Origin of the sequence: Novosphingobium sp. UBA1939, from assembly GCF_002336885.1 — a bacterium.
In the GTDB taxonomy this organism is placed as follows: Bacteria; Pseudomonadota; Alphaproteobacteria; order Sphingomonadales; family Sphingomonadaceae; genus Novosphingobium.
The window spans coordinates 1-25,511 of sequence record NZ_DDFB01000134.1 but is presented as its reverse complement, the minus strand read 5'-3'; the positions used below and the strand labels follow the sequence as shown (position 1 = coordinate 25,511).

At 65.0% G+C, this 25,511-nt stretch carries 24 protein-coding genes, 1 tRNA gene and 2 pseudogenes; 7 read left to right on the top strand and 20 right to left on the bottom strand.

The window, feature by feature from the left end:
* Positions 1-13: 13 nt before the first annotated feature.
* Positions 14-289, bottom strand: a complete 276-nt coding sequence (locus B3547_RS17500) for a DUF1971 domain-containing protein (protein ID WP_004212703.1) — start codon at positions 287-289, stop codon at positions 14-16.
* Positions 282-719 (bottom strand): group III truncated hemoglobin, encoded by a 438-nt coding sequence (locus B3547_RS17495; RefSeq protein ID WP_004212701.1) that lies wholly within the window; start codon positions 717-719, stop codon positions 282-284. Before B3547_RS17495 ends, B3547_RS17500 begins: the two co-directional genes overlap by 8 nt.
* Before the next feature lie 109 nt (positions 720-828).
* Here B3547_RS17495 and B3547_RS17490 point away from each other — a divergent pair, with 109 nt between their 5' ends.
* From B3547_RS17490 to B3547_RS17480, 3 genes are all read left to right on the top strand, one after another.
* Entirely contained in the window at positions 829-1,287 is a 459-nt protein-coding gene (locus B3547_RS17490) for an Rrf2 family transcriptional regulator (RefSeq protein WP_136958227.1), read from the top strand.
* A 376-nt stretch (positions 1,288-1,663) separates the two neighbouring features.
* Positions 1,664-2,008, top strand: coding sequence for a hypothetical protein (locus B3547_RS17485; RefSeq protein ID WP_255504934.1), 345 nt, complete (start codon positions 1,664-1,666; stop codon positions 2,006-2,008).
* Positions 2,009-2,086: 78 nt separating this feature from the next.
* Complete coding sequence (locus tag B3547_RS17480; RefSeq protein ID WP_025549136.1) at positions 2,087-4,354, top strand: nitric-oxide reductase large subunit; 2,268 nt, start codon at positions 2,087-2,089, stop codon at positions 4,352-4,354.
* Positions 4,355-5,063: 709 nt separating this feature from the next.
* On the opposite strand, the gene B3547_RS17475 is transcribed toward B3547_RS17480, so the two are convergent.
* The 5 genes and pseudogenes from B3547_RS17475 to B3547_RS22095 all read right to left on the bottom strand — a co-directional run bounded on the left by B3547_RS17475 (position 5,064) and on the right by B3547_RS22095 (position 9,361).
* The gene (locus B3547_RS17475; RefSeq protein WP_021245211.1) at positions 5,064-5,492 is read right to left on the bottom strand and encodes a TonB-dependent receptor domain-containing protein; all 429 of its coding nucleotides are present in this window, start codon (positions 5,490-5,492) and stop codon (positions 5,064-5,066) included.
* 201 nt (positions 5,493-5,693) lie between these two features.
* Positions 5,694-6,422, bottom strand: coding sequence for an IS21-like element helper ATPase IstB (istB, locus tag B3547_RS17470; RefSeq protein WP_292965239.1), 729 nt, complete (start codon positions 6,420-6,422; stop codon positions 5,694-5,696).
* Positions 6,409-7,923 (bottom strand): IS21 family transposase, encoded by a 1,515-nt coding sequence (gene istA, locus B3547_RS17465; protein ID WP_292965191.1) that lies wholly within the window; start codon positions 7,921-7,923, stop codon positions 6,409-6,411. Before istA ends, istB begins: the two co-directional genes overlap by 14 nt.
* Before the next feature lie 61 nt (positions 7,924-7,984).
* Positions 7,985-8,320, bottom strand: coding sequence for an ATP-binding protein (locus tag B3547_RS17460; RefSeq protein ID WP_292965188.1), 336 nt, complete (start codon positions 8,318-8,320; stop codon positions 7,985-7,987).
* Positions 8,317-9,361 (bottom strand): annotated as a pseudogene (locus tag B3547_RS22095) (Mu transposase domain-containing protein). Before B3547_RS22095 ends, B3547_RS17460 begins: the two are co-directional and overlap by 4 nt.
* 132 nt (positions 9,362-9,493) lie before the next feature.
* On the opposite strand from B3547_RS22095, the pseudogene B3547_RS22090 reads away from it, so the two are divergent.
* Positions 9,494-9,646 (top strand): annotated as a pseudogene (locus B3547_RS22090) (IS3 family transposase); the annotation flags it as partial.
* Between the two features lie 172 nt (positions 9,647-9,818).
* Here B3547_RS22090 and B3547_RS17445 read toward each other — a convergent pair.
* From B3547_RS17445 to B3547_RS17420, 6 genes are all read right to left on the bottom strand, one after another.
* Positions 9,819-9,894, bottom strand: a tRNA-Lys gene (locus B3547_RS17445).
* Positions 9,895-9,960: 66 nt separating this feature from the next.
* A complete protein-coding gene (rodA, locus tag B3547_RS17440) occupies positions 9,961-11,076 on the bottom strand; it encodes a rod shape-determining protein RodA (RefSeq protein WP_292965185.1) in 1,116 nt (371 codons plus the stop codon).
* 11 nt (positions 11,077-11,087) lie between these two features.
* A complete protein-coding gene (gene mrdA, locus B3547_RS17435; RefSeq protein ID WP_124809647.1) occupies positions 11,088-13,172 on the bottom strand; it encodes a penicillin-binding protein 2 in 2,085 nt (694 codons plus the stop codon).
* Between the two features lie 23 nt (positions 13,173-13,195).
* Positions 13,196-13,750, bottom strand: coding sequence for a rod shape-determining protein MreD (mreD, locus tag B3547_RS17430; RefSeq protein WP_292965182.1), 555 nt, complete (start codon positions 13,748-13,750; stop codon positions 13,196-13,198).
* Positions 13,751-13,756: 6 nt separating this feature from the next.
* A complete protein-coding gene (mreC, locus tag B3547_RS17425) occupies positions 13,757-14,665 on the bottom strand; it encodes a rod shape-determining protein MreC (protein WP_124809591.1) in 909 nt (302 codons plus the stop codon).
* A gap of 82 nt (positions 14,666-14,747) precedes the next feature.
* Entirely contained in the window at positions 14,748-15,794 is a 1,047-nt protein-coding gene (locus B3547_RS17420; RefSeq protein ID WP_125956198.1) for a rod shape-determining protein, read from the bottom strand.
* A gap of 233 nt (positions 15,795-16,027) precedes the next feature.
* Between B3547_RS17420 and mutL the strand changes: the two genes are divergently transcribed.
* Complete coding sequence (gene mutL, locus B3547_RS17415) at positions 16,028-17,866, top strand: DNA mismatch repair endonuclease MutL (protein ID WP_292965236.1); 1,839 nt, start codon at positions 16,028-16,030, stop codon at positions 17,864-17,866.
* Complete coding sequence (locus tag B3547_RS17410; protein WP_124809594.1) at positions 17,866-18,378, top strand: hypothetical protein; 513 nt, start codon at positions 17,866-17,868, stop codon at positions 18,376-18,378. The genes mutL and B3547_RS17410 overlap by 1 nt, the downstream gene beginning before the upstream one ends.
* 25 nt (positions 18,379-18,403) lie before the next feature.
* On the opposite strand, the gene B3547_RS17405 is transcribed toward B3547_RS17410, so the two are convergent.
* Positions 18,404-18,868 carry a MaoC family dehydratase gene (locus B3547_RS17405; RefSeq protein ID WP_292965176.1) on the bottom strand — a complete coding sequence of 155 codons (465 nt, stop codon included), beginning with the start codon at positions 18,866-18,868 and terminating at the stop codon, positions 18,404-18,406.
* Positions 18,869-18,928: 60 nt separating this feature from the next.
* Positions 18,929-20,029, bottom strand: a complete 1,101-nt coding sequence (gene ychF, locus B3547_RS17400) for a redox-regulated ATPase YchF (protein WP_124809596.1) — start codon at positions 20,027-20,029, stop codon at positions 18,929-18,931.
* Positions 20,030-20,162: 133 nt separating this feature from the next.
* Between ychF and B3547_RS17395 the strand changes: the two genes are divergently transcribed.
* Positions 20,163-21,674, top strand: a complete 1,512-nt coding sequence (locus tag B3547_RS17395; RefSeq protein WP_292965172.1) for a tetratricopeptide repeat protein — start codon at positions 20,163-20,165, stop codon at positions 21,672-21,674.
* A gap of 107 nt (positions 21,675-21,781) precedes the next feature.
* On the opposite strand, the gene B3547_RS17390 is transcribed toward B3547_RS17395, so the two are convergent.
* The 5 genes from B3547_RS17390 to B3547_RS17370 all read right to left on the bottom strand — a co-directional run.
* On the bottom strand, positions 21,782-22,156 hold the full coding sequence (locus B3547_RS17390) for a PEP-CTERM sorting domain-containing protein (protein ID WP_125956188.1): 375 nt from the start codon (positions 22,154-22,156) through the stop codon (positions 21,782-21,784).
* Positions 22,157-22,319: 163 nt separating this feature from the next.
* Positions 22,320-22,889 (bottom strand): aminoacyl-tRNA hydrolase, encoded by a 570-nt coding sequence (gene pth / locus B3547_RS17385; protein ID WP_292965164.1) that lies wholly within the window; start codon positions 22,887-22,889, stop codon positions 22,320-22,322.
* Positions 22,890-23,068: 179 nt separating this feature from the next.
* Positions 23,069-23,677 carry a 50S ribosomal protein L25/general stress protein Ctc gene (locus B3547_RS17380; protein ID WP_292965161.1) on the bottom strand — a complete coding sequence of 203 codons (609 nt, stop codon included), beginning with the start codon at positions 23,675-23,677 and terminating at the stop codon, positions 23,069-23,071.
* Between the two features lie 156 nt (positions 23,678-23,833).
* Positions 23,834-24,742 (bottom strand): TraB/GumN family protein, encoded by a 909-nt coding sequence (locus tag B3547_RS17375; RefSeq protein ID WP_292965158.1) that lies wholly within the window; start codon positions 24,740-24,742, stop codon positions 23,834-23,836.
* A gap of 4 nt (positions 24,743-24,746) precedes the next feature.
* The coding region (locus B3547_RS17370) for a TraB/GumN family protein (protein WP_292965155.1) at positions 24,747-25,511 on the bottom strand (765 nt) is incomplete at its 5' end.

The window sequence follows — 25,511 nt, the reverse complement described above, 5'->3', positions numbered from 1 at the left end:
AGTTTCCCGGCGATCAGGCGCCGGGCGGCTGATCATAGAAATCGACCCGCATTTTCATGGCGCCGATGGGCGTCACGAAGTGCGGCTGCTGCGGCAAGATCAATCCGGGCCGTTCGGGCGTCAGGACAACCTCCGACGGTGGATCGAGATAGGTCAGCCGAAGCTCACCCTCCAGAACGCGGATCAAACCCCAGACACCCGCCTTGGTATCATGGCGTGCCCGCAGGGCGGCCGGGAGCGTGTCCTGATCGAACACCGGCGTCGAACGATAGGGTAGAATGTCAGGCATGGGTGGGTACTCGCCGTTCGCAATGAATGGACCCGGCCTCGCCGTCAGCGACGCTTGGCCGATCGAGCCGAAAAAACATGGCAAGCTGCAGGCTCTCGGCAATCCGCTTCGCTTTCGCCTGCAGAGCCGCAGCTGCGTCGGGCGCCATCATCTCGTTTGTCGTACAGTCCCACAGCGCGAGCCAGCGGTCGAAAAGCGCTGGCGTTATCCTCGACCTGTGCTTCAGGTGCGCTGGCACGGGCTGGCCCTTGTATCGGCCACTGGCGAGCATGACGGATGACCAGAACGCCGCCAGCTTTTCGAGATGTTCCGGCCAGTCATCGATCGCGTCGTTGAAAATCGGCCCCAGGTCGGCATCTGCGCGAACGCGCGCGTAGAAGGCGTCGACAAGCTGCTTGAGCGCCTCATCCTTCAGTTCCAGCTCGGTCATTCGCCCGACTCCAATCATGTATCCCGAATGCATCTATACTTTTCCCTGAAAACATGCAAGATGAATACATCTTAATGCGACGAGCTGAGGAAGAGAGTGGGAACGCCCCATGAAACTGACCCTGTTCACCGACTATTCGATGCGCGTGCTGCTCTATCTGGGCGCGCGGCCTGACCGCCTGTGCTCGATCGGTGAGGTCGCGCAGGCCTACGGAATCTCGCAGAATCACTTGATGAAGGTGGTGAACCAACTCGCACGCAGTGGTGATGTGGAGAGTGTGCGTGGACGGTCGGGCGGCATCCGCCTGGGGCGGCCGCCCGAAGAGATCAACATCGGCGCACTCATACGCCAGACCGAGGACGGCTTCGATCTCGTTGACTGCGGCGGATGCGTGGTCGCGCCTGCATGTGGGCTGACGGGCGTGCTGAAGGAGGCGCTCGGCGCGTTCCTGGCGGTACTTGACCGCTATACGCTTGCCGACCTGCTGACGAAGCGGCGAGATCTCGCGTCGCTCTTCGAGCGTAACGCGGCCGATCGGTTCGAAACCCCTGCGGCGCGAGATGGATGATTGACGTCTTGGCGCATCGAAGCCGAAAAGGAGGAACGTGACATGTTCTGTCCAGAATGTGGTGAACCGGTCGATCCCGCTCCCTTTGACGGTCGTCGCCGCGCGTCGCGGTCATGGATCGCCGCAGGACTCCAAATCGGCGCGCGATGGGTAAAGGTATTGCGCGCTGGACGCTCCAAGCCGGACCGCACGCGGCAGTCCGCTTGCCCGTCTTGCTCCAATCATAAAACCACGAACACGGAAAGGAATTGAACGATATGGCCCTTCACCACGCAGCGCCCGGAGAAGTCGTCGATCTCTTGCCCGAGAACGTGACGACACATGAAGAACATTCCACAGCGATCGTGAAGGCGGACCATTTGAAACCATCCGGCTGGTGATCCCGAGCGGCACCGAAATGCGCCAGCATCAGGTGCCGGGCAGCATCATGCTGCATTGCCTCGAGGGCCATGTGAAAGTCGAGCTCAGCGCAAGCTCGATCGAACTGCGGCGTAACCAGTGGGTCTATCTCGAAGGAGGCGCGCCGCACTCGGTCAAGGGCGCGGAAAACTCTGTGCTGCTTCTGACGATCCTCTTTCCGCCTGTAGAAGGATCACAGGCAAAAGCCGGCGCCGAGACCTTGGCGGTCGATGCCTATGACGATTGCGACTGTGTCGACCGGTGGGAAGCGGAAGGCGGTCCGGTCGTTCAATCGGATCAGCCTGCCCCCAGGAAGAATTGATCACGGGCGGCATGATGGCACGGCGCGCAGCGCGCTAGTCGCTTTGCTGTACCGCCTCGTAGCCCATAGGGGAGAACCATGGATCGAACACGTCAGCTCTGGATTTGGCTTCTATCATTGCTGGCAGTCTCTTTTGCCGTCCTGCTTCTGGTTGGCCGCGACATCAGCATTCAGGCGCCGCCGCTTCCCGCCAAGGTCGTGACCGCAAACGGCGAAACCGTCTTCACCCGTGCCGAGATGCAGCGTGGCCGCCAGGTCTGGCAATCTATGGGCGGCATGCAACTGGGCTCGATCTGGGGACACGGCGGCTACGTAGCGCCCGATTGGTCAGCCGACTGGTTGCACCGGGAATCACTGGCACTTCTCGATCTCTGGGCACAGCGGGATCTGGGCGGCGCCTTTGAGAGTTTAAACGAGGAACACAAGGCGCTCCTCCAGCGGCGGCTGCAAACGGAAATGCGCCGAAACACGTTTGAAGCGAGCACGGATACCATCACGATCAGCAACGATCGCGCGGTGGCAATCGAGCGGGTGGCAAAGCACTACGTCAATCTGTTCGGCAACGACCCCGCCACGGCCGAGCTGCGCGAAAACTATGCCATGAAGAACGATACGGTCCCCGACGCAGGGCACCGAGCCGCCATGACCTCCTTCTTCTGGTGGACGGCCTGGGCGGCCACAACGGAACGACAAGGGCGGACGACAACGTATACGAACAACTGGCCGAGCGAGCCGCTGGTCGGGAATCGCCCACCATCAAGTACATTCATCTGGTCGGCCTTCAGCGTCACCTTCCTGCTTGCCGGCATCGCGCTGTTGGGTTGGCACCATGCGGTGACGCACGGACGAAGGGAGAAGGAGCACGACCTCCCCGCGAAAGATCCGCTGCGCGAGATCGCGGTGACGCCTTCGATGCGGGCGACAGCCAAATATTTCTGGGTCGTTCTCGCACTGTTTCTCGCGCAGATCATGCTGGGTGCAATGACGGCCCACTATCAGGTCGAGGGGCAGCTGGTTTATGGCTATGAAGCGGCCGAGATCCTGCCTTATTCGATCACCCGCACCTGGCACACGCAGCTTGCCGTGCTGTGGATCGCGACAGCCTGGCTGGGAACGGGCCTCTACATAGCTCCTGCGATCTCGGGCCATGAACCGAGGTTCCAGGCTCTGGGTGCCAACATCCTCTGGGCCTGCCTCCTGATTATCGTCGTGGGCTCCTTTGCCGGGCAATGGCTCGCGGTGATGCAGAAACTGGGACTGGAGAGGAACTTCTGGTTCGGACACCAGGGCTGGGAATATGTCGATATGGGGCGCTTCTGGCAGTGGTTTCTCTTCATCGGCCTGATGCTCTGGCTTGTGCTCGTCGGCCGGGCGCTCTGGCCTGCGCTCAAAGAGAAGTCCGAATCCCGCCACATCACGATGCTGTTTTTCCTATCCGCCGTAGCCATCGGACTCTTCTACGGTGCCGGGCTGTTCTGGAATGAGCATACAGCGCTCTCCATGATTGAATATTGGCGTTGGTGGGTGGTCCATCTGTGGGTCGAAGGCTTTTTCGAGGTGTTCGCCACCGCGGTCATCGCCTTCCTCTTCACGCGCCTCGGCCTCATTCCGACACCCACCGCCACGGTCGCCGTCTTGTTTGCCACGATCATCTTCATGGCAGGCGGAGTGCTGGGAACGTTGCACCATCTCTACTTCGCGGGAACCTCGATCGCGGTGCTGGCGCTTGGCGCGAGCTTCTCAGCGCTCGAGGTCGTGCCGCTCGCCTATATTGGCTTCGAAGCTTATGAACACTGGAAGCTGAGCAGCGCGACACCCTGGATGCAGCGTTATAAATGGCCCGTCATGTTCTTCCTGGCGGTATCCTTCTGGAATCTCGTCGGAGCAGGCCTGTTCGGCTTCCTCATCAATCCGCCGCTGTCGCTCTATTACATGCAGGGTCTCAATCTGACGCCGCTGCACGGACACACCGCATTGTTCGGCGTATACGGCATGTTGGGCGTCGGGCTCGTCCTGTTCTGCCTGCGTGGCATGTTGCCGAACCTGATCTGGAACGAAGGCGTGCTGAAGACGAGCTTTTGGTGCTTCAACATCGGCCTTGCGTTGATGGCGCTCCTGACCTTGCTGCCACTTGGTACGCTTCAGCTGACCGCCGCGATTGACAAGGGCTACTGGTACGCTCGCTCGGCCGAGTTCATGCAGCAACCGGTGGTCGATCTGCTGGTGTGGCTGAGGGTTCCTGGAGATATCGTCTTTTCTGCCGGGGCGGTAGCGCTCGCCTGGTTTGTCGCCAGTCTTTGGCTCAGACCCCGGTCTGACGACAGCGAGGCGCAAATTGCACAGTGATCGATCGAGGAGTCCGATGCCGCGCAGTCCCAGCCAACCCTTGCTCGTGGGCTAGCCACGTTCTGTCGACAAACGCCACACTTGGATGCGAGTTTCGGTGAACCTTTTGTCCATGCGCACCAAACTTCTGTTCGCAGGTCTGGCAGCCGGGTCGATGGCTGCTCTATCCTCGCCCGCGATTGCTCAGATGCCGCCCGGCTCACGGGACTGTTCATTCCAGTCGCTATCGCCGGAGGAAAAGTCTCGGTACCAATCCCGTTACCGGCGCCGCGTGCGCGTCGATGGGCAAGCTTTTGCCGATAATGGCTGTATGAACAGGTGTGCATGACAGCCTCTGAGCGCAAAGCCCTCCGGCGTCCCCGCAAGGGCAAAAACTGCCGCGCCGTTTCGCGCCCCGTCACCAGCTTGGACGGATCCATGACAGTTGGCATCGGGCGCAAATGCGACTGACGCGCTCGATGCCGCACATGGCGATCATGGTGCGTTTCCAGGAGGGGACCAAATCCTACGCTAAGAATTTTGGCCAGCGATATTCTTCGCCGGTCAGGGTTATGTGCTCCCACCCCGCTCCTTACGGAGATCGAATCCACTGATCACTGAATTCTGACTTTAGAAACGTTTCTTGAATCGGGATCCATGGATGAAAAGGGGCCGACTCTCTGCATTCAGCGAATATTCGAACGCGAAGGCAGAAGGCCGGCCTGATCGATCAGAAGCTGATCGTTGCCGTGCCCCAAAAGCGGCGCCCTTCATCGAGCATCCAGTTGCCGTCGAGACCATCAAACCGGCCGCGGTCATCGACCGGCACGATCTTGTCGGTGACGTTGAGCACCGCCGCCCTCAGCGCGAAATTCTCATTGATCGTGAAATTGATGCCGACATCGAAGGTCGTGCTCCCTTCACGGGTGCGGGTGTTGAGCGCGCCGTTGCGGAACCCGCTGAAAGTCTGCTTGCCCGAGTAGTAGCCGAGCACATAGGCCGCGATCTGCTCGGTCGCTTGCCAGTCCAGGCGAACGTTGGCCATGTGCCTGGGCGTCTTGTCGAGCGGCGTTCCGTCAAGCGAACTGCCGTCGAAAGCGGGCTCGCCGCCACCCTTCCGGACGGAATCGGTGTAGGTATAATTCGCGGTCAGCAGCAATGCCGGGGTGATCGGCAGTCTGCCATTCACTTTGTCAAACGGCGCGCAAACGGGACCCCGTATAGGCGTTGAAGGGGGACCCCCTTTTCGAGATTGAGCGGAGGGTTGATGCCCTGCGCTGTGTGCGGCGGAGGTCGGGCGTAGCCCGGCCGGAGGCGTACACAGCGCAAGTTCGTTTTGAAGCTGGGGTGAGAGTGGCGGCTAACTGCGGTTTTTGAAGCGCCAGCTGTCGTTGCCGGTCTCGACGATATCGCAGTGATGAGTGACGCGGTCGAGCAGAGCCGTGGTCATTTTGGGATCCCCGAACACGGTAGGCCATTCGCCGAAGGCGAGGTTGGTCGTGATAACGACGCTGGTGCGTTCGTAGAGCTTGCTGATCAGGTGGAACAGGAGCTGGCCACCAGAGCGCGCGAACGGCAGATATCCCAACTCATCGAGCACCACCAGGTCGAGCCGTGAGAGCTGTCCCGCCAGGGTCCCGCCCTTGCCGATCCGGGCCTCCTCTTCGAGGCGTGTCACCAGATCGACGGTGTTGAAGTAGCGGGCGCGAGCGCCCCTTCGCACGACATTGGCGGTGATCGCGATGGCGAGGTGGGTCTTGCCTGTCCCCGTGCCGCCGACCAGCACGATATTGCGGCGAGGCGGGAGGAAGGAGCCATCGTGAAGGGAGCGGATCATCTCCTCATTGATCGGTGTGCCCTCGAAGCTGAACCGCTCCAGGTCCTTCACCACGGGCAGCCTCGCAGCCGTCATCCGATAGCGGATGGAGGCTGCATCCCGGTGGGTCGCCTCAGCACGGAGCAGGTCGGTCAGTATCTCCATGGTGGTGCGCTTGCGCTGGAGGCCGGTGGTGACCGCCTCGTCGAACGCCGCCGCCATGCCCTTGAGTCCGAGGCCGCGCATCGTGTCGATCATATCATGCCGCTGCATCATAGCCTCGCAGCAGATCATAGCGGGCACAGTCGGCGAGCGGAGGATGCTGCAGCATCCGGTCTTCCGAAGTGACGATGCTGTGGGGTGTCGCCGGCTCGCGGCGCCGGGAGAGGATGTTGAGGATCAGCTCGTCGCTGGCCGTTCCGTTCGCCAACGCTTCGCGCACGGCAGCCTCTACCGGCTCCAGGCCATCGGTGAGCACCGCCGAGAGGACCCGCACGAACCTGCGATCGGCCTCGTCCCCGGTGCCGAGCCTTCGCCGTAATCGGTGCAGGGCGGGCGGCAGATCCCAGTCCTGGAACGGTGCGCCGTTACGCAGCGCGCCGGGCTTGTGCGCGAGGACCGGCAGATAATGCCAGGGATCGTATATCGTGCGGTTCCGACCGAAGTGGCGCTCATGCTCCCCGACGATCGCATCGCCGCAGCGTATGACGATGCGATCGGCATAGGAGCGCACCTGAACGGTCCGGCGTGCGGCCGTCGACATGACCGAGTAGCGGTTGCGATCGAAGCTGATGAGGCAGGTGCCGGTGACGGCATGCTCGCTCTCATGGAAGCCGTCGAACGGTGCCAGGATCGGCTGCAGGGCCGGTCGCTCCATATCCAGCGCCTCGGCGACGGTAATATCCCCGCGTTCGGGATGGGCATGATGCTCGGCCCAGCGCCGGCACTCGGCCTCCAGCCACCCGTTGAGCTCGGCCAGGCTGGCGAACCGGAGTCGCGGCTGGAAGAAGCGGCCTCGGATCGTCTGGACCTGCTGCTCGACCTGGCCCTTCTCCCATCCCGCCGCCGGCGAGCAGGCGGTCGGCTCGACCATGTAATGATCAGTCATGATCAGGAAGCGGCGGTTGAACACACGCTCCTTGCCGGTGAACACGGCCGTCACCGCCGTCTTCATATTATCGTAGATACCGCGTCGCGGCACACCGCCGAAGAACGCGAACGCCCGGGCATGGGCATCGAACAGCATCTCCTGGCCCTCGCGCGGATAGGCCCGGACATAGGGTGCGCGCGAGTCGCAGAGACGCATATGCGCCACCTTCACCCGCATCGGCTTGCCGGCGATCTCCACATCCTCGTGGCTCCAGTCGAACTGGTAGGCCTCGCCGGGCTGGAACAGCAACGGGATGAACGCCGGGGCGCCGTCACCCACATCCTTGCGCCGTGCTTCCGCCCAGCGCCGGGCGTAGCGCCGGACCGCATCGTAGGATCCCTCGAACCCCTCGCGGCACAGCAGATCATGGATCCGCGTCATGCGCAGCCGATCGCGCCGGTGCCGCGCCTCGTTCTCCGTCAGCAGCGTGTCGAGCCGCTCCTGGAACGGCCCAAGCCGGGGCAGCGGTTGGATCGTGCGATGGTAATCGAACGCGCCTTCCGGCGCCCGGATCGCCTTGCGCACCACCTTGCGAGACAACCGCAGATCCCGCGCAATCGCCTTGATCGCCTTCCCGTTCGCGTGCTCGCGCCGGATCCGCACGACTGTCTCCACCACCAACATCCCGATCTCGCCACCTGGAAAACCAGGCAGCCCGCTACACCATCGGAATGAGGGGTCCCTTTTAGACGCCGATCACCCCGCTAACGGGGTCCCTTTTGCACGCCGGTCCACAGGCCTTGTCGAGCGAGGGTTGGAACGAGAAGTCGTATCCTGCCAGCGTCTTCACGGTGTTGACCCGGCCCATGCGCAGTGCCGCGCGGATTCGGCGCTCCTCGCGGAAGGTCAGCTCCTCGAGCAACAACTGCTCCACCGCCTCGAGAGCCGTGATCTCGCCGCGGTCGAGCCGGGATACGCAGTCATCGACGACCTCGATCGCGCGCGGCATCTTGAGGCCGACCATGCTGCATTTGATGCGATCGAGCAGGGAGGCTGATGGGTCCGGCAGCAGAGAGTTCATGCTCTTGCTCCCGCCAACTGCTGGCCGATGGCGGCATAGATGTCGAGGGAGCGGCGCGCGACTTGCTGCCCGGTAAATCCATGCGGCAACGGCAGATCGTCATTCCGGCGCTGATGGCGCCGGTGTCCATCGAGCAGCGAACGCTGCCGCCGCCCTTCCAGCAAGGGGTGACGCGCGATCAGGCGATCATCCTCGAAGATCCGGATTTCGTCGGCGAGGCTGTGCACTTCGACCACCCGGCGCCGGGTTGCGTCGGGGACCGAGTAGTAGTTGCCGCCGACACTGACCATTCCTTCATGGCTGATCCGACGCTCCAGTTTGAGAACGGCGCCGAACGGCACCAGGGGCAATGGCTGCAGCGCGCGCCCTTCCTTCGGCATCAGCAGGGATGAATGTGCCGCGTGATCGTCATGGGGGCATGCCCCCATGACGATCACGCGCAGTTCTCAAACTGAGGAATTTTCAACCAGCACATTTGCGGAGATTACGACCAGCACTCACAGCCTCGAACGCCGCGCGATGACATGCCAGCACGCTCGGCATCGTCTGGCGCATGACGAACCGGCCCCAGATCAACCTGGAGAAGCCCAGGACCATGGAGAACAGCCAGACGATCTGCACCTGATCGGGCGTGTCGGCGAAACGGACGCGGAATTGTGCGAAGTCGACTTGGGCTTGCTGACCGGCGGGCGTCTCGAAGCGCACGGCATAGGGCTTGCCTCCGCCAGCTGGTCGCAGCGTGCGCACCATGTCACGCACCGTGCTGTAGCCACCGGCATAGCCACGTTCGCCGAGCTCGCGCGCAAGACGCTGTGCGCTTAACCCGGGGTAGGCGTCCAGACGCGCGCGCAGATAATCCATGTAGGAATCGAGCAAGCGTTCCCGAGGTTGGCGAGGGCCATAGGTCGGCACCTCGATGCCGCGGCCGATGTATTTGCGGACTGTCTTGCGGTCGATGCCGACTTGCCGGGCGATGGCGGCGATCTTCACGCCTTGGCGGTGCAAATCCAGGATCATCATCAGATCTCCAAGCTTCTTCATCGCAGCACCGCCTCCCACCGGGAGAGCTATGCCGGATTTTTGGAATTTGACCCTGTCCGGGGCGCGCCCCGGACAGGGTCAACGAGAAGAAGTGGGGAATTTTCAAATGTCACTTCTGGGGCATTTTACTCCGCCATCAACAAATGCCTGGCGCTCATCGTTGCACGCCAGCTCAGGCACGAGGATGTTCTGGCGGCCCTGGCCGACCTGTTCGTCCTGCGCGGCCCACCAGCACATATACGGTCCGATAATCGCAGCGTGTGTATCGACGACTCGCTCAAGCGCAGTCGGACAGAGCGTAGGCCATGAATCTTTTACCGTGAACGCTGATGTGTGGAGGCTGAGCAGCCGCAGCGCTGAATTAGCGCGCTGCTACCTAGAGAGCTACCTAGCGAAAGAACGCTCTCGGTCGCCTGTTTCGGCGAGGTCGATAACCGAATGGAAAATAAGGAGAATGTGGTGGACGCACTAGGGCTCGAACCTAGGACCCGCTGATTAAGAGTCAGCTGCTCTACCAACTGAGCTATGCGTCCATTCCCGTATGGGAAGCGCTCCCATAGCGATTTCTGCCGCGCTGCCAAGCCCTGAAATGGTGTTTTTCAGGCGAGCCCGCTGCCGCTTCGGCGGCTCCAGCGGTCCACCGCCATGATCGTTCCGATACAGATCATGTTGGTCATCATCGACGATCCGCCGTGGCTCATGAAGGGCAGGGGGATGCCCACCACCGGCGCAAGGCCCATCACCATCATCAGGTTGATGCAGGCATAGAAGAAGATCGTGGTTGTCATGCCCGCCGCCAGCAGGCGCGAAAAGCGGTCGGGTGCATTCATCGCCACTTTCAGGCCCCAGCGCAGCACCACGGCGAAGATCGCCAGCACGAACAGGCCGCCCATCATGCCCCATTCCTCGGCCATGGTCGCGAAGACGAAGTCGGTCTGCGCTTCGGGCAGGTAATCGAGGTGGCTTTGCGAACCGTGGCCGAAGCCCTTGCCGAAAAGCCCGCCCGATCCGATCGCGATTTTCGACTGGGTGATGTGATAGCCCGATCCCAGCGGATCGTTTTCCGGGTCCATGAACACCAGCACGCGCTTGCGCTGGTAATCGTGCAGCAGCGTGAAGAACGCCAGCGGCGCGACGATCAGCCCGGCGCCGACGCCGCCCAGGAACAGGCGCAGCGGCAGGCCGGCAAGGAACATGGTGACGACCGCGCCAAAGCTGATGGCCAGCCCGGTACCAAGGTCTGGCTGGAGCATGACGAGGCCGGCGGGAATGCCCAGCAGCACCGCCGCCGGCGCCACCGCGCGCCAGCCGCGCGTTTCGCCCACCGGCAGCACGCTGTAGAACCACGCCAGCACCAGCACGATACCCGGTTTCATCAGTTCCGACGGCTGGAGCGTCATGAAGCCCAGATTCAGCCAGCGCTGGCTGCCGCCGCCGATCCCGCCGATCAGTTCCACGAGCACCAGCAGCACGCACAGGCCGGCATAGATCGGCAAGGCGGCGCGTTTGAACCAGTCCTGCGGCACCCGCGCGATCAGCATGGCGAGTGCCAGGAACACGCAGAAGCGCAGCACGTGGGTCAGTGCCCAGGGCTGGAGATGCCCACCTGCCGCCGAATAGAGCACGAAGCCGCCGAACACGACCAGCATCGCCAGCGGCAGCAGCACGCGCCACGGCTGGCGGGCGATGGCGGCGGGAACATAGGCGCGGGGCATCGGCGGGGCCTCTATTGCGCGCCGGACGTGGCGGGAGTGGCGGGTGCCGGAGCGGTGCCCGGTGCAGGCCGCGGCGATGCGCCCGGCGCCGGCGTGCCCGGTTCGGGCGTCGTCGGCTCGGGCGGAGGCGGCGCGGCGTCGGTCTGCGCGGCGGTCGGTTCGGGCACCGGCTTGTTTTCGGCCGCGACTTCCTGCGCCACTTGCGCGTCGTCCGCCGCCTTGGGCGCGGAAGCGCCGTATTGCGCGGCATAGGCGTCGTACCGGGCCGCCATGCGCTGTTGCACGTTGCCGCCCCACTGCTTTTCGAAGCCTTCGAGCACTTCCAGCGCCTTGCCCGGATCGAACAGGAACGTCATCACGTCGCGCGCGATGGGATAGGCCGCGCCCGAACCACCGCCGTGCTCGATGGCGACGGCGCAGGCATAGCGCGGCTTGTCGAACGGGGCGAAGCAGATGAAATGGCCGTGGTCACGGTGCTTCCACAGCCCGCCCTTGCCGTTGCCGATGTTGAGGCCGACGACCTGCGCCGTGCCGGTCTTGCCCGCCATCTGCACGTTGGGAATCGGCAGGCGCGCCTTGCCGGCGGTGCCACGCCCGTTGACGACTTCGTTCATCGCCGCGTGGATGTAATCGAGGTGTTCCTGCTTGAAGCCCATGGACTTGGGTTGAGGCGCGTGCCGGTCGAGCAGCAGGCGCGGCATCAGTTCGAGGCCGGAGGCGATGCGCGAGGCCATGACCGCCTGCTGCAGCGGGTTCACCAGCATGTACCCCTGCCCGATGGTGGCGTTCACCGTGTCGTAGATCGCCCAGGGTTGCTTGTACTTGCGCAGCTTCCACGCGGGATCGGGCACCGTGCCATAGGATTGCCCGGCGACGGGCAGCGGAAATTCCTGTCCCAGCCCCAGCCGCTTCGCCATCGCCGCGATCACGTCCATGCCCATCTGTTGCGCGAAGTGATAGAAGTACACGTCGCACGACTGGTAGATGCCCTTGGCCATGTTGGTTGCGCCGTGGCCCCGGTGGTTCCAGCAGTGGAACACGCGGTTGCCCACGCGCAGGCCGCCCGCGCAGTTGACCGAGGCATTGGGATCGAGCCCCGCTTCGAGGAACGACAGCGCGACCATCGGCTTCACGGTCGAGCCCGGCGGATAAAGCCCGCGCAGAACCTTGTTGCGCAAGGGTACATGGTCGTCGTCCGACAGCATCTTCCATTCGATGCGCCCGATGCCGTCGGAGAAGCTGTTGGGATCGAAGCTGGGCATCGAGGCCATGGCGAGCACATCGCCGGTCAGGCAGTCGATCACCACGACCGACCCGGATTCCAGGCCGATGCGGCGCGAGGCATAGTCCTGCAACGGGCCGTTGATGGTGAGCTGGATCGGCTTGCCCGGCACGTCCTCGCGCGTGCCCAGATCGCGCACCACGCGCCCGCTGGCGGTGGCTTCCACGCGCCGCGCGCCGGGCACGCCACGCAGGCGCGTTTCGAAATACTTCTCCAGCGCGTCCTTGCCGATCTTGAAGCCGGGCGTGATCAGCAGCGGGTTGCGTTCACGCTCGTAGTCCTCGGCCGAAGCGGGGCCGACATAGCCGACCAGATGCCCCACGGTCGCGCCGGTGGGATAGAACCGCGAATAGCCGCGTTGCGGCACCACGCCAGGCAGTTCGGGCAGGCGCACGCTGACGGCGGCGAATTTGTCCCAGTTGAGATTGGCGGCGACTTCGACGGGCTGGAATCCGCGCGATTTGTCCAGCTTGTCGTGGATGTCGCCCACCTTGTCGGGCGAAAGGTCGAGCAGCGATGCGAGCGTGGCCAGCGTCTTGTCCGCGTCCACGACCCGGTCGGGAATCAGGTCGACGCGGAAGTCGGCGCGGTTCGATGCCAGCGCCGCGCCGTTGCGATCGAGAATCCAGCCGCGCCGCGGCGGAATCAGCGTCAGGTTGACGCGGTTGCTTTCCGATGCCGCCTTGTACTTCTCGTTCTGCGCGATCGAGAGGTAGCCGAGCCGCATCGCGAGCAGCACGCCGATGCCGCCCATGGCCGATCCGAGCACGAAGGTGCGGCGGTTGAAGGTGTCGGTCAGCCGGGCCGAACTCATCGGCAGTTGCTGTCTCGCCACGCTCAGATTCTCCGCAGCGGCAGCAGGCGCACCCGGTCGAGCAGGGCGACGACCCGGGTGATGACGGGGAACAGGAACACGCTCAGCAGCAATTGCGGGCCGATCGAAAGGGGCAGCGGATAGCCGGCGGCAAAGCCCGCGAAACTGGCGGCAAGAAACAGATAGCCGGCCAGCAGCGCGCTGCCCGCGAGCCAGTCCTGCAGAAAGCCCCGCCAGAGGAACCGTTCGTCGATCACTTCCATCGCCAGCATGGTCAGCGACCACAGGATGATCGCGCTGCCGAACGGTTGTCCGCTGAACAGATCGTCGATGGCGCCCAGTGGCAAGCCGACCCACACCGGCAGCATGCCGGGCCGCAGCATGCGCCAGGCCAGCAGCATCATGTAGGAAAATGGCGGGAGCAGGGGCGCGGACGCGATCACCGGGGAAAAGGTTGCCATCGAGGCCAGGATGATCGACGCCCACGGAATGCCCACCGCAAGGACCGGCGATGGCGCGCGGTTGATGCGGTTGCGCACGATGTCCTCGGCGCGGGCGGGAAAGCGGGGCAGCATCATTCCGGCTTACTGGTCGCCCGGGTCGCGCGGCGGGCCAGCGGCTTTCTCGCTTTCGCTCAGCGCTGCCTGGGCGGCAGGCTGAAAGCTCGGGAACACCAGCACGTAGTCCACGTCCGCAGGATCGCTGGCAAGGTGGCCGACGGCCCCGTCATGATGCGGATCGGTGGCGATCGCGACCGGAATGTTGGGCGGATAGAGGCCGCCCGATCCGGAGGTCACGAAAACGTCGCCCTTGTGAACGGGGTTTACGCCTGAATTGATCAAGCGGATTTCGATGCGGCCGTTGGCGGCACCCTGCACGAAGGCCGGCAGACCATCGGTGGCGCGGCGCACGGGCACGACGTTGTCCGGGTCTGTCACGAGCAGAACGCGCGCCGTATCGCGCCCGGTTTCGACAATCCGGCCGATCAGTCCGGTGGAAGATCGCACGGGCATCCCGGGGCGCAGCCCGGTCGAGGAGCCGATCGACAGCACGGCGAAGCGCCGTGCGCTGGCCGCGGTGGAGCCGATAAGGCGGCCGGCGGCAATCGGCCGCACCTGGGGGTCGACGATACCGAGCAGCGCTTTCAGACGCGCGTTTTCGGTTTGCACCGCGCGCATGGTCACCGCGTCGGCGCGCGCGGCTTCCACCTCGCGCCGCAGCGCGGCGTTCTGCCTTCCGGCGTTGAAATAGGCGCCGACGGCGGCAAACACGCCCTGGCCGGTGGCGCGGGATTCGGCGCTAGCCTGCCCGATCGGCCGCGCTATCTCGCTCGCGCCCGATCGCGCAAAGGCAAAAGCCTCGGGGTTGAACAACGATACGATGAGCAGCACGGCGCCGACCACGACGCCAAGAATGGCGACGACGTAGCCTGTGAAGATCCCGTACTGCGCCCTGCGCGAAAAGCCCGGGCGCCGGTCCTGTGACCGCGCCATGTCCGTTATTCCCTACCGTTCCCGCCGCTGTCCGCCGGCCGGTGCCGGCTTGCTTCCATGCAGCAACGGGATGAACCTGCCATTACGCGGTCATCAGCACGCCGCGATAGATCGGATCTTCCATCGCGCGGCCGGTGCCCAGCGCCACGCAGGACAGCGGGTCTTCGGCGACGCTGACCGGCAGGCCGGTTTCCTCGCGCAGATGCTCGTCCAGCCCGCGGATCAGCGCGCCGCCGCCGGTCAGCACGATGCCCTGATCGACGATGTCCGCTGCGAGTTCCGGCGCGGTGTTTTCCAGCGCGATGCGCACGCCTTCGACGATCGCGCCGATCGGTTCGGACAGCGCTTCGGCCACGTTGGCCTGGGTGATCGTGATTTCCTTGGGCACACCGTTGACGAGATCGCGGCCCTTGATGTGGATGGTTTCGCCCACGCCGTCGGCCGGGATCGTGGCGATGCCGTAATCCTTCTTGATCCGTTCGGCCGTGGCTTCACCGATCAGCAGGTTGTGATGGCGGCGGACATAGCTGACGATGGCTTCGTCCATCTTGTCGCCACCCACGCGCACGCTGGTCGTATACGCAAGGCCACGCAGCGACAGCACGGCGACTTCCGTGGTGCCGCCGCCGATATCGACCACCATCGAACCGACCGGCTCGGTCACCGGCATGTCCGCGCCGATCGCGGCCGCCATCGGTTCCAGGATCAGGAACACCTGGCTGGCGCCGGCGTTGGAAGCGGCATCGCGAATCGCGCGGCGTTCGACCGAGGTGGAGCCAGAAGGCACGCAGATCACGATTTCCGGATAGCGCAGCAGGCTCTTCTTGCCGTGCACTTTCTGGATGAAGTGCTTGATCATGGCTTCGGCCACTTCGATGTCTGCGATCACGCCATCGCGCATCGGACGGATCGCCTCGATGTTGTCCGGCGTCTTGCCCATCATCATCTTTGCGTCATCGCCGACGGCCTTCACCTTCTTGACGCCGTTGATCGTCTCGATCGCGACGACGGAAGGCTCGTTCAGCACGATCCCGCGATCCTGTACGTAGACCAGCGTATTCGCCGTTCCGAGGTCGATCGCGATGTTCTGGGAACCGAACTTGAAGAATCGGGAAAGCATCGAAGCCATCAGGAAATCCGTATGAATCTGCGGGTTGGAACGCGGGCACGCGCCAACCCCAACCAAATGAGTGCCCGGGAAGCCCGGCTCATTAGCGCATGATTTGCGCAAAACCCATAGGTTTATGCTGCGTTTGCGGGATAACTTCTCCACTTGGCTCGAAAAAGCGCGGGTCCATCGCTAGTAATGTCTGGGCGTGCCGGAATCCCGACGCTGGCACGGCCCTGAACAAAGCTTTGATGATGCCCACGATCCGCCGCCTTCCCGATACTCTGGTCAACCGCATCGCCGCTGGCGAAGTGGTGGAACGGCCGGCCAGCGCGCTCAAGGAACTGGTCGAAAACGCCATCGATGCGGGCGCCACGCAAGTCCATGTCCGGCTGGGCGAGGGCGGGCTTTCGCTGATCGAGGTGACGGACGATGGCTGCGGGATGCGCGCGGACGAGATTGCGCTGGCGCTGGAGCGCCACGCCACGTCCAAGCTGCCCGACGAATCGATCGAACTGGTCGAAACGCTGGGCTTCCGGGGAGAGGCGCTGCCTTCCATCGCCAGCGTCGCGCGCGTCACCATCGAGAGCCGCGCGCGAGAGACCGGCGAGGCTTGGAAACGCGTGGTCGATCATGGGGCGCTGGTGTCCGATGGCCCTGCCGCGCTGCCGCCCGGAACGCGCGTGCGGGTGGAAGACCTGTTCGGCAAGATTCCTGCGCGGCGCAAGTTCCTGCGCTCGGCACGGGCGGAATGGGCGGCTTCGCTCGATGTCGTGCGCCGGCTGGCCATGGCACGCCCGGAAGTGGGCTTCACGCTGGAACACGATGGTCGTCGCGCGCTGCAGGTGCAGCCCGGCGATTCGCTCGAGGCGCGCGTTGCGCAGCTGGTTGCGCGCGAGCTGGCCGGCAACGCGGTGACGGTCGATCTGGTGCGCGGCGATTTCCACCTGACCGGTGTGGCCGGCCTGCCGACCTACAACCGCGGCGTGGCCGATCACCAGTATCTGTTCGTCAACGGCCGCCCGGTGAAGGACCGCCTGCTGATCGGCGCGGTGCGCGGCGCCTATGCCGACATGCTGGCGCGCGACCGGCACGCGGTGCTGGCGCTGTTTCTCGACGTGCCGCCGACCGAGGTCGACGTGAACGTCCACCCGGCCAAGACCGAGGTTCGCTTTCGCGATCCCGCGCTGGTGCGGGGGATGGTGGTGACCGGCCTGCGCACGGCGCTGGCAAGCGGGGACCAGCGCTCCGCGCAGGCCCCTTCCGAAACCGCGATGCGTGCCTGGCAGGCCGAACCGATTGCCGCGCTCCCGGGGGCGGCACCAGGGCCGGGGCCGCTGTTTCCCGCACCGGCCGAACGGCAAGGCAGCATCTTCGCCTCCCCGGCATGGCGGCCGGAACCGCGGGTCAGCGATGCCGGGCAGGCGTGGCGCGGGTACGAGGCCACGGTCATGGCCCCGCCTGTCGCCCGCGCCGAAGCCGCCGAGGATGCCGTGCCGGAGCCGGTAGAGCATCCGCTGGGTGTGGCCCGCGGGCAGGTCGCCAACACCTATATCGTTGCGGAGGCGGCCGATGGCCTCGTGATCGTCGATCAGCACGCGGCGCACGAACGGTTGGTGCTGGAACGCCTGCGCGCGGCGGGAGCGGGGGAGGGCAGTGCGCCCAGCCAGGCGCTGCTGATCCCCGAAGTGGTCGAGCTTGAGGAAACCGATTGCGATCGGCTGGAGGAAGCCGCGTCGAAGCTGGCTGAATATGGTCTCGCGCTCGAACGCTTCGGTCCGGGTGCCGTGCTGGTCCGCGCGGTGCCGGCGGCGCTTGCCAAGGGCAATCCTGAAGCGCTGGTGCGCGACGTGGCCGACGATCTTGCCCAGAACGGCGACGCGCTGCTGCTGGGCGAACGGCTCGACCTCGTGCTGGCGACGATGGCCTGCCATGGCTCGGTCCGCGCCGGGCGCGTCCTTTCCGTCGCCGAAATGAACGCATTGTTGCGCGAAATGGAAGTGACGCCGCGCTCCGGCCAGTGCAATCATGGGCGGCCGACGTGGGTGAAGCTTGCCCATGGCGATATCGAGAAACTGTTCGGGAGAAAGTGATGCGCGGGATCGTTGCCGGAGCGGCAGTGCTCGTTCTGCTGGCTGCCTGCTCCAGCCAGACGCCGGCGGAAAAGGCGGCCGAGGATGCGCGGGCCATTGCCCAGGTGGAAGCGGCGCAGCGCAATGGCCAGCCGCCGGTGAAGCCGATCGATCCGCAACCGATCATGTTCTTCGACATCCGCGACGGCAAGCTGACAGGCACCGGCTGCAACTTCGTGGCCGATGGCGGCGGCATGGGCGCGATCCTGCTGGCGCAGGATGAACGCGGCGTGATGAAGCTCGACGGCAAGCTGGTGGTCTTCGCGTCCGACAAGGGCAGCACGCAACTGCCGCAGGGCGCCTGGTCGCGCTATTCGGGGAAGGAATATGCGCTCACGCTGACCCGCATCGACGATGGCAAGGCGGTGAAGAACGGCCTTGTCGATCTGTTCAGCGGGCAGGTGGTGGTGACCGATCCGTTCGACCGGGTAGTCTACAAGGCGCGCGGCAACGTCCAGTGCAAGCCGATGTAACAACACCGCCCGCTCCGGCGCGCGCTTAGTCGGTCGATGCGGTTTCCGGATCGCGCACGCGGATCAACCCGATCGAGGTGAAGCTCATCACCAGATCGTCGTTCTGGTTGAACACGCGCATGGTGGATCGGAAGCTGCCCATTTCCGGGCGCGAGCGGCTGCGCTTTTTCTCGAGCAACTGGGTTTCGCAGCGCAGCGTGTCGCCGGGATAGACCGGCTTGTGCCAGTGCAGCTCGTCCACGCCGGGAGACCCCAGCCCAGCCTGCTGGCGCGCCTTCAGGTTCTCCACCACCATCGCCATCACCATGGCGCAAGTGTGCCAGCCACTGGCCGAGAGGCGGCCGAAATGGGTCTGCGCCGCCGCCTCGTCATCGAGATGGAACGGCTGCGGATCATAGCGCGAGGCGAAGCCGATCACTTCCTCGCGGGTGACCTGGTAGTGGCCGAAACGGTCGACGGTGCCGGGCTCAAGGTCTTCGAAATATTGCATGGGCGGGATTTTGCCCGTGCCGGCCGCGCTGTCAATCGATCGGTTAACCGGCGTGCGGCCTCACACGTTGAACTTGAAGTGCATCACGTCGCCATCGTGCACCACGTATTCCTTGCCTTCCTGGCGCAGCTTGCCGGATTCCTTGGCGCCGTTCTCGCCGCCCAGCGCGACATAGTCGGCATAGGCGATGGTTTCGGCGCGGATGAAGCCGCGCTGCATGTCGGAGTGGATTTCGCCCGCCGCGTCCGGGGCCTTGGCACCCTGATGCACGGTCCAGGCGCGCGCTTCCTTGGGGCCGACGGTGAAGAAGGTGATGAGGTGCAGCAGATCGTAGCCGGCGCGGATCACGCGGGCGAGGCCGGTTTCGTGCAGGCCCATTTCCTCCAGGAACACCAGCCGTTCGTCCTGCTCCATGCCGACCAGTTCGGCCTCGATCGCGGCCGAGACGATAACGGCGTTGGCGCCTTCGGCCTTCGCCTTCTCGAACACGCGGGCGGAAAAGGCGTTGCCTTCGGCCGCCGCGCCTTCCTCCACGTTGCACACGTAGAGCACCGGCTTGGCGGTGAGCAGCTGCGCCTGCCGGAACACGCGGGCTTCTTCCTCGTCCTTCGGCCTGGTCAGGCGCGCGGGCTTGCCTTCGCGCAGCAGGTCGAGCGCCTGGCCCAGCACCGAGGCGATGAGCTTCGCTTCCTTGTCGCCCTGCGCCGCCTTCTTCTGCGCGGCGGGCACGCGCTTTTCCAGGCTTTCGAGGTCCGAAAGCATCAGTTCGGTCTCGACCGTGTCGGCATCCGAAATCGGATCGACCTTGTTGTCGACATGCTGGATGTCGTCGTTCTCGAAGCAGCGCAGGACGTGGACGATGGCGTCCACCTCGCGGATGTTGCCCAGGAACTGGTTGCCCAGCCCTTCGCCCTTGGACGCGCCGCGCACCAGCCCGGCGATGTCCACGAAGCCCAGTTGCGTGGGAATGATCTTCTGGCTTCCGGCGATCTTGGCCAGTTCATCCAGCCGGGGATCGGGCACGCCCACGTTGCCCACGTTCGGCTCGATGGTGCAGAACGGATAGTTCGCCGCCTGCGCCGCCTGCGTCTCGGTCAGCGCATTGAACAGCGTCGACTTGCCGACGTTTGGCAGACCGACGATCCCGCAACGAAAACCCATTTGATGCTCCACAAGTGATCTGGATGCGGCCCGCGCGGCTCTTGCGCCCAAGCCTTTCGCGCGGCCCATAGCGGGGGCGGGACGGTTTGGCCAGTTTCACCAAAATTTCAGGCGTTCGTGTCATCACGCGGGCATGAAGAAAGCGCTGATACTGCCCGCCCTGCTTGTCCTTGCCGCCTGCGGTTCGGAAACGCCGCAACAGCATCTGGACCGCGCGCAAGCCGCCTTCAAGGCGGAGGACTATCGCACGGCCCGCAAGGAACTGGGCGAAGCGGTTTCGGCCGCGCCCGAGGATGCCCGGATTCTCGATCTGCTGGCGCGGGTGCAATTGCGCCTGGGCGATGGCGAGGGCGCGCAGGCCACGCTCGCGCGCCTTGAAGCGGCGGGTGGCAAGGGGCTTGAGATCGCGCGGATGAAGGCGGACGCTGCCTTGCTGCGCGGGCAGGCCAACGAAGCGCTCTCGCTGTTGGGCAACGATGGCCATCCCGAGGCATGGCGCATCCGCGCCTCGGCCTTGCTCGCGAACAAGGACGAGACCGGTGCGCTCGAAGCCTATCGCAAGGGCCTTGCCGCTGGCGGGGACGCGCGGCTGGTGCGCGACTACGCCCGGTTCCTGCTGGATTCGCAGGATATCGCGGGGGCGGAAGCGCAACTGGCCGATCTGCGCCGTCGCAGCCCCGATGCGCTCGACACGCTGATGCTGGCGGGCGATATCGACGCGCAGGCGAACCGGTGGGATGGCGCCCTGGCCGCGTACAAGCGGGCGCAGTCGCTCTATCCCACGCGGCCCGAGCCTTTGCTCGCGCAGGCCGATGCGGCCGACCAGCAGGGCAAGCTGGACGAGGCCGAGGCGCTGGTGGCCCGTGCCACCGATGTCGCGCCCGATAGCGGCGACGTGCTGCGGATGCGCATTCAGATCGCTGCCGAAAGGGGCGATTGGGAAAAAGTGCGCAGCACGCTCGCCCCGCGCGAAAGCAGCCTGGAGCCGCGCTCGCCCGAAGGGCTGGCCTATGCCGAAGCCTTGCTCCGCCTCGGGCGGGCCGAGCAGGCGCGGGCGATCTACGCCAAGGCCTTGCTGCTTTCCCCGCAAAACCCGTTCGCACGGCTGATGCTGGCCGAAGCGCAACTGGCGACCGGCGATGCGGCGACGGCCTATGCCACGGTCAAACCGCTGGCGGACAGCGCCATGGCCGGGCCGCGCGAACTGGAGCTTGCGGAAAAGGCGGCGCGCGGGGCTGGCGATCCGGCGGCGGATACGCTGAAGGCGCGCCTGCAGTCCGGGGATTTGCGGCGGACGCAGCAACTGGCCGCTGCCGGGCAAGCGGCGATGGCGCGAGGAGACTGGAACGCGGCGATCGCGGCGTACCAGCAGGTCTCCGGCTATCAGTCCGATGCCGATGTGTTGAAGCGGCTGGCGTTCGCGGCCTCGCAGGCCGGACGAAACGCTGAAGCGATCGGGTTCGCGGACAAGGCGCTGGCGCTGCAGCCCTCCAACGCGGACATGATCCACATGGCGGGGCTGGTGCGGTTCAGGGCCGGGACGGACCGCGACAAGGCGGTGGCCTATCTCGAACAGGCGTTGCGGGCGGACCCCGCCAACCGCCTGTTCCGGAACGATCTGGCCCGCGCGCAAGTGGCGGGCTGAGCGGATCGCGATGCGCCGTCCCGCAAGACGGCTTCGTCCGCTGACGTTTGCCCCGGGGCCGGGTCCGGCGCGGCCGAACCCGTGGGGCGTGCCCTAATTCGGCGCGATCAGGCCTTGCGGCGCTGACGGCGCGCGAAGCCCAGGCCGATCAGGCCCATCGCCATCATGCCCAGCATCCCGGGTTCGGGAACCGCCGTACCGCCGGACGAGGTGCTGCCACCGCCCGAGGACGTGCTGCCGCCGGTGGAGGTCGACGAGGTTGAGGTGCCGCCGCCAGAAGAGGTGGAGGTGCTACCACCCGAGGAGGTGCTGCCGCCGCTGGTCGACGACGTCGACGAGGACGACGACGAACCGCCGCACGACTTGGAGCCGCCGCTGTGGCCACAGTTGCAATAGTGGGTGTGGCCGAAGGTCGCGTGCGCCGGCGTGGCGAACATCGCGGACGTCGCCAGCGCGGCGAGGATGACAGTAGAACGCTTCATGGTTTGGCCCCCTTTGAAAGCGGTACGAATGGTTCACGCCATTCTTCGCAATTGCCGTGCCAAACGGGAAATCCTGCGGGGTACGCTGGTTAACGAAGGTTCTGAAAGGCCCGATCTGTAAATTTGCCCGACAGTTCAGATGGTTAAATCGCGTTAGGAATGATTACCCGGCTTGCCTCAGCGCCACATCGCTCATGAAGCGCACGTCGTCCCCCTTGGCCAGCCATTCCGCTTCCGAAGCGATCGCACCGAGCATGTCGACGAGATCGTCCTGCTCCGCCTTGGCGAAGTTGCCGAGAACGTACCCGGTCACGCGATCCTTGTGGCCAGGGTGCCCGATGCCCAGCCGCACCCGGCGGAAATCCGGGCCGAGATGCTTGTCGATGGAGCGCAGGCCATTATGCCCGGCGGTGCCGCCACCGGTCTTCACCTTCACCTTGAACGGGGCGAGATCGAGCTCGTCGTGGAACACGGTCAGCGCATCGGTGCCAAGCTTGTAGAAGCGCAGCGCTTCGCCCACGGCGCGGCCGCTTTCGTTCATGAAGGTCGCCGGCTTCAGCAGCAGCACTTTCGCCCCGCCGACCCGGCCTTCCTGCACCCAGCCCTGGAACTTCTTCTGCACCGGACCAAAGGAGTGCACTTCGGCGATGGTGTCGAGCGCCATGAAGCCGACATTGTGGCGGTGCAGCGCATATTGCGGCCCCGGATTGCCCAGCCCGACCCAGACTTGCATGGCGGTGATGCTCCTTCGCTTTGCGCCCGTTTACAGTGTCGGGCGCATCAGGCCAGACGGCATGTGAAAACAACCGCCAGGCAAAAAAGAACCCCTCCCGCGCGGGGCGGAAGGGGGCTTCTTTCCGGTTCCGCCGTCGGCCTCTTGATAGAGGGGCGGCGGAAACGCTTGCCTGAAGATCAGGCTTCGGTCTTGGTCGTATCGCCTTCTTCGCTCTTGAGCGAGGAGGGGGCAACGATCGTGGCGATGGTGAAATCGCGATCGGTGATCGCCGTCTTCACGCCGGCCGGCAGCGTCACCGAGCTGATGTGGATCGAATCGCCCACTTCGAAGCCGGTCACGTCGACCACGATGTCATCGGGGATCGAATCCGGCGCGCAGACCAGTTCGAGTTCGTGACGGACCACGTTGAGAACGCCGCCCTTCTTGAGGCCGGGCGACTTCTCTTCGTTGGCGAAGACCACCGGCACGTTCACGTGAACGGCGTGGTCGGCCGAAAGGCGCAGGAAGTCGGCATGCAGCGGACGGTCCGAAACCGGGTGGAACGCAACGTCCTTGGGCAGCGTGCGGACGGTCTTGCCGCCGACGGTGAGCTCGACGATCGAGTTGAAGAAGTGGCCGGTGCCAAGCGCCTTGACCAGTTCCTTTTCCCCGACGTGGATCGCGGCCGGATCCTCGTTGCCGCCGTAGATCACGGCGGGGGTGCGGCCGTCGCGACGCAGTGCACGGGAGGCTCCCTTGCCAGCCCGATCGCGCGTCTCGGCCGACAGCGTAAGCGTCTCGCTCATTGTCTGTACCTTCCGAAAATGCTGTATTGAACACGTTTCCGCCCGCACGCCTCCAGGGATGACCATGCCGGGGAAGCGGCGGCCCTTAGCGGATCGGACGGAAAAAGCAAGCGTTGCCGGCCTTTCTGGCCAGACTTTCTGGCCTGGCCCCGTGCGCTATTGCACGCGCCGCACCGTCCAGCCGCGTTCGGCCAGCATCCGGGGCAGGCCGTCCGTGCCCGAAACGTGCGCGGCGCCCACCGCCACGAAGGGATGCGCGCCGGCTTTCAGCATGGCGTCGATCTGTCCTGTCCAGTTGCGGTTGCGCGCGGCCAACAGCGCTTCGTGCAGACCGGGATCGGCCAGAAAGCCGGTCTCACTCTCCTTCGCGATGCCCAGGTCATCACCGCGCAGCCACAGCTTCAGGATGTCCTGCTCGTCATCCTTGCCGCTCGATGCTTCCTCGGCCACCTGTTCCAGCAGCACTTTCTGTTCCCGGTCGCCCAGCCGGTCGAAGATGCCGAACTGGCTGTCGATGGTTTCAAGGCCGGTGACGAGTTTGCCCTTCGCCATGCGCCGTAGCTCGGGCTCCACGCCGTTGTCCGGGCTCATCCCGTGCTTCTGCCCGGCGATGGCAGAAATCTGGAGCGCCACAGCCCACGATTCCTCGTCGCGGAATTGCGCGTCGGTCAGCGCAAGGTCCTTGTACACGGCCTCCAGCTTGCCGCGATAGGCGGGGTCGATCCGTTCGGACGGCGGCGGCAACCCCCGGGTGAAGGCCAGCCGGCCAAGCGCTTCGCCCGCGATCTTCGCGTCCAGCGGTTCGCCGATCTCGAACACCAGCCGGTCCGCCGCGCCCAGCGCCTGCGCGATCGCGGGGCGTGACCAGCGCGTGCCTTCGGGCAGGGCGTGAACGGTGCCGAACAGCCAGCCGCGCGCGCCGCCGGGGCCGGTCACTTCCCATAGCGCCACGCGCGATTCCGCCGCCGGGGCAGCGGGCTGCGGCTCGCTCCGGCACGCGCCCAGCAGCAGACCCGCCGCCAGCGCGATGCCCGCACAGGCCTTCCTCCAGGTCCCGGCCCTCATCAGTTCATTGCACCCGCTGCGTGGCGAGGCCGAGCGCGGCGAGTTGTTCCTGCACGCTGCCCTTGCCGGCGAGATGCCCGGCGCCCACCGCGACGAACACCGTGCCGGGCTTGTCCAGCCGCGCCTTGATCCATTGCGCCCAGTGGCGGTTGCGGCCGACCAGCAGCGTTTCGGTCAGGCGCGGATCGTCCATGTCGGCGTTCATGATCGTGGCCAGCGCTTCGGCATCGCCCTTGCCCCAGGCGACGATCAGGCTGTCGATCTCCGGCCCGATCTTGTCGTAATCGCGCACCACGTTGCCCAGGTATGCAAGCTGCGCATCGGCCGGTAGCGTATCGAACAGGCCGAGCTGATAGTCGATCGTCTCCAGCCCCGCGCGCGTCCGCGCCTTGCCGCCCGGATAGGCGTTGAGCGTGGCCTCGGCGCCGTCCTTGGGGCTGAGGCCCTGGCTGATCATCGGCAGCGAGGAGAGCACGACCGCGGCGTACCACGGTTTGAACCGGTCGAAGGCCGGCGCCTGCAATCCCACCCGGCCCAGCAGCGCTTCAAAGGCAGCCCGCTGCGGCGCGTCCATCAACCCGCGCAGCGTCTGGCCTTCGGGCAAGGTCGCGCGCGAGAGCAGCGCCGCCTGCGCTTCGCCGCCCACCGGATCAAGCACTTCGGTCACCAGTTCGTCCGATCCGTCGAGCGCCTGCTTCAGCGGTCCGTTGAGCCAGTCGTATCCGGGCTTGAGCACGTGGACTGTGCCGAACAGGTAGATCGTGGTATC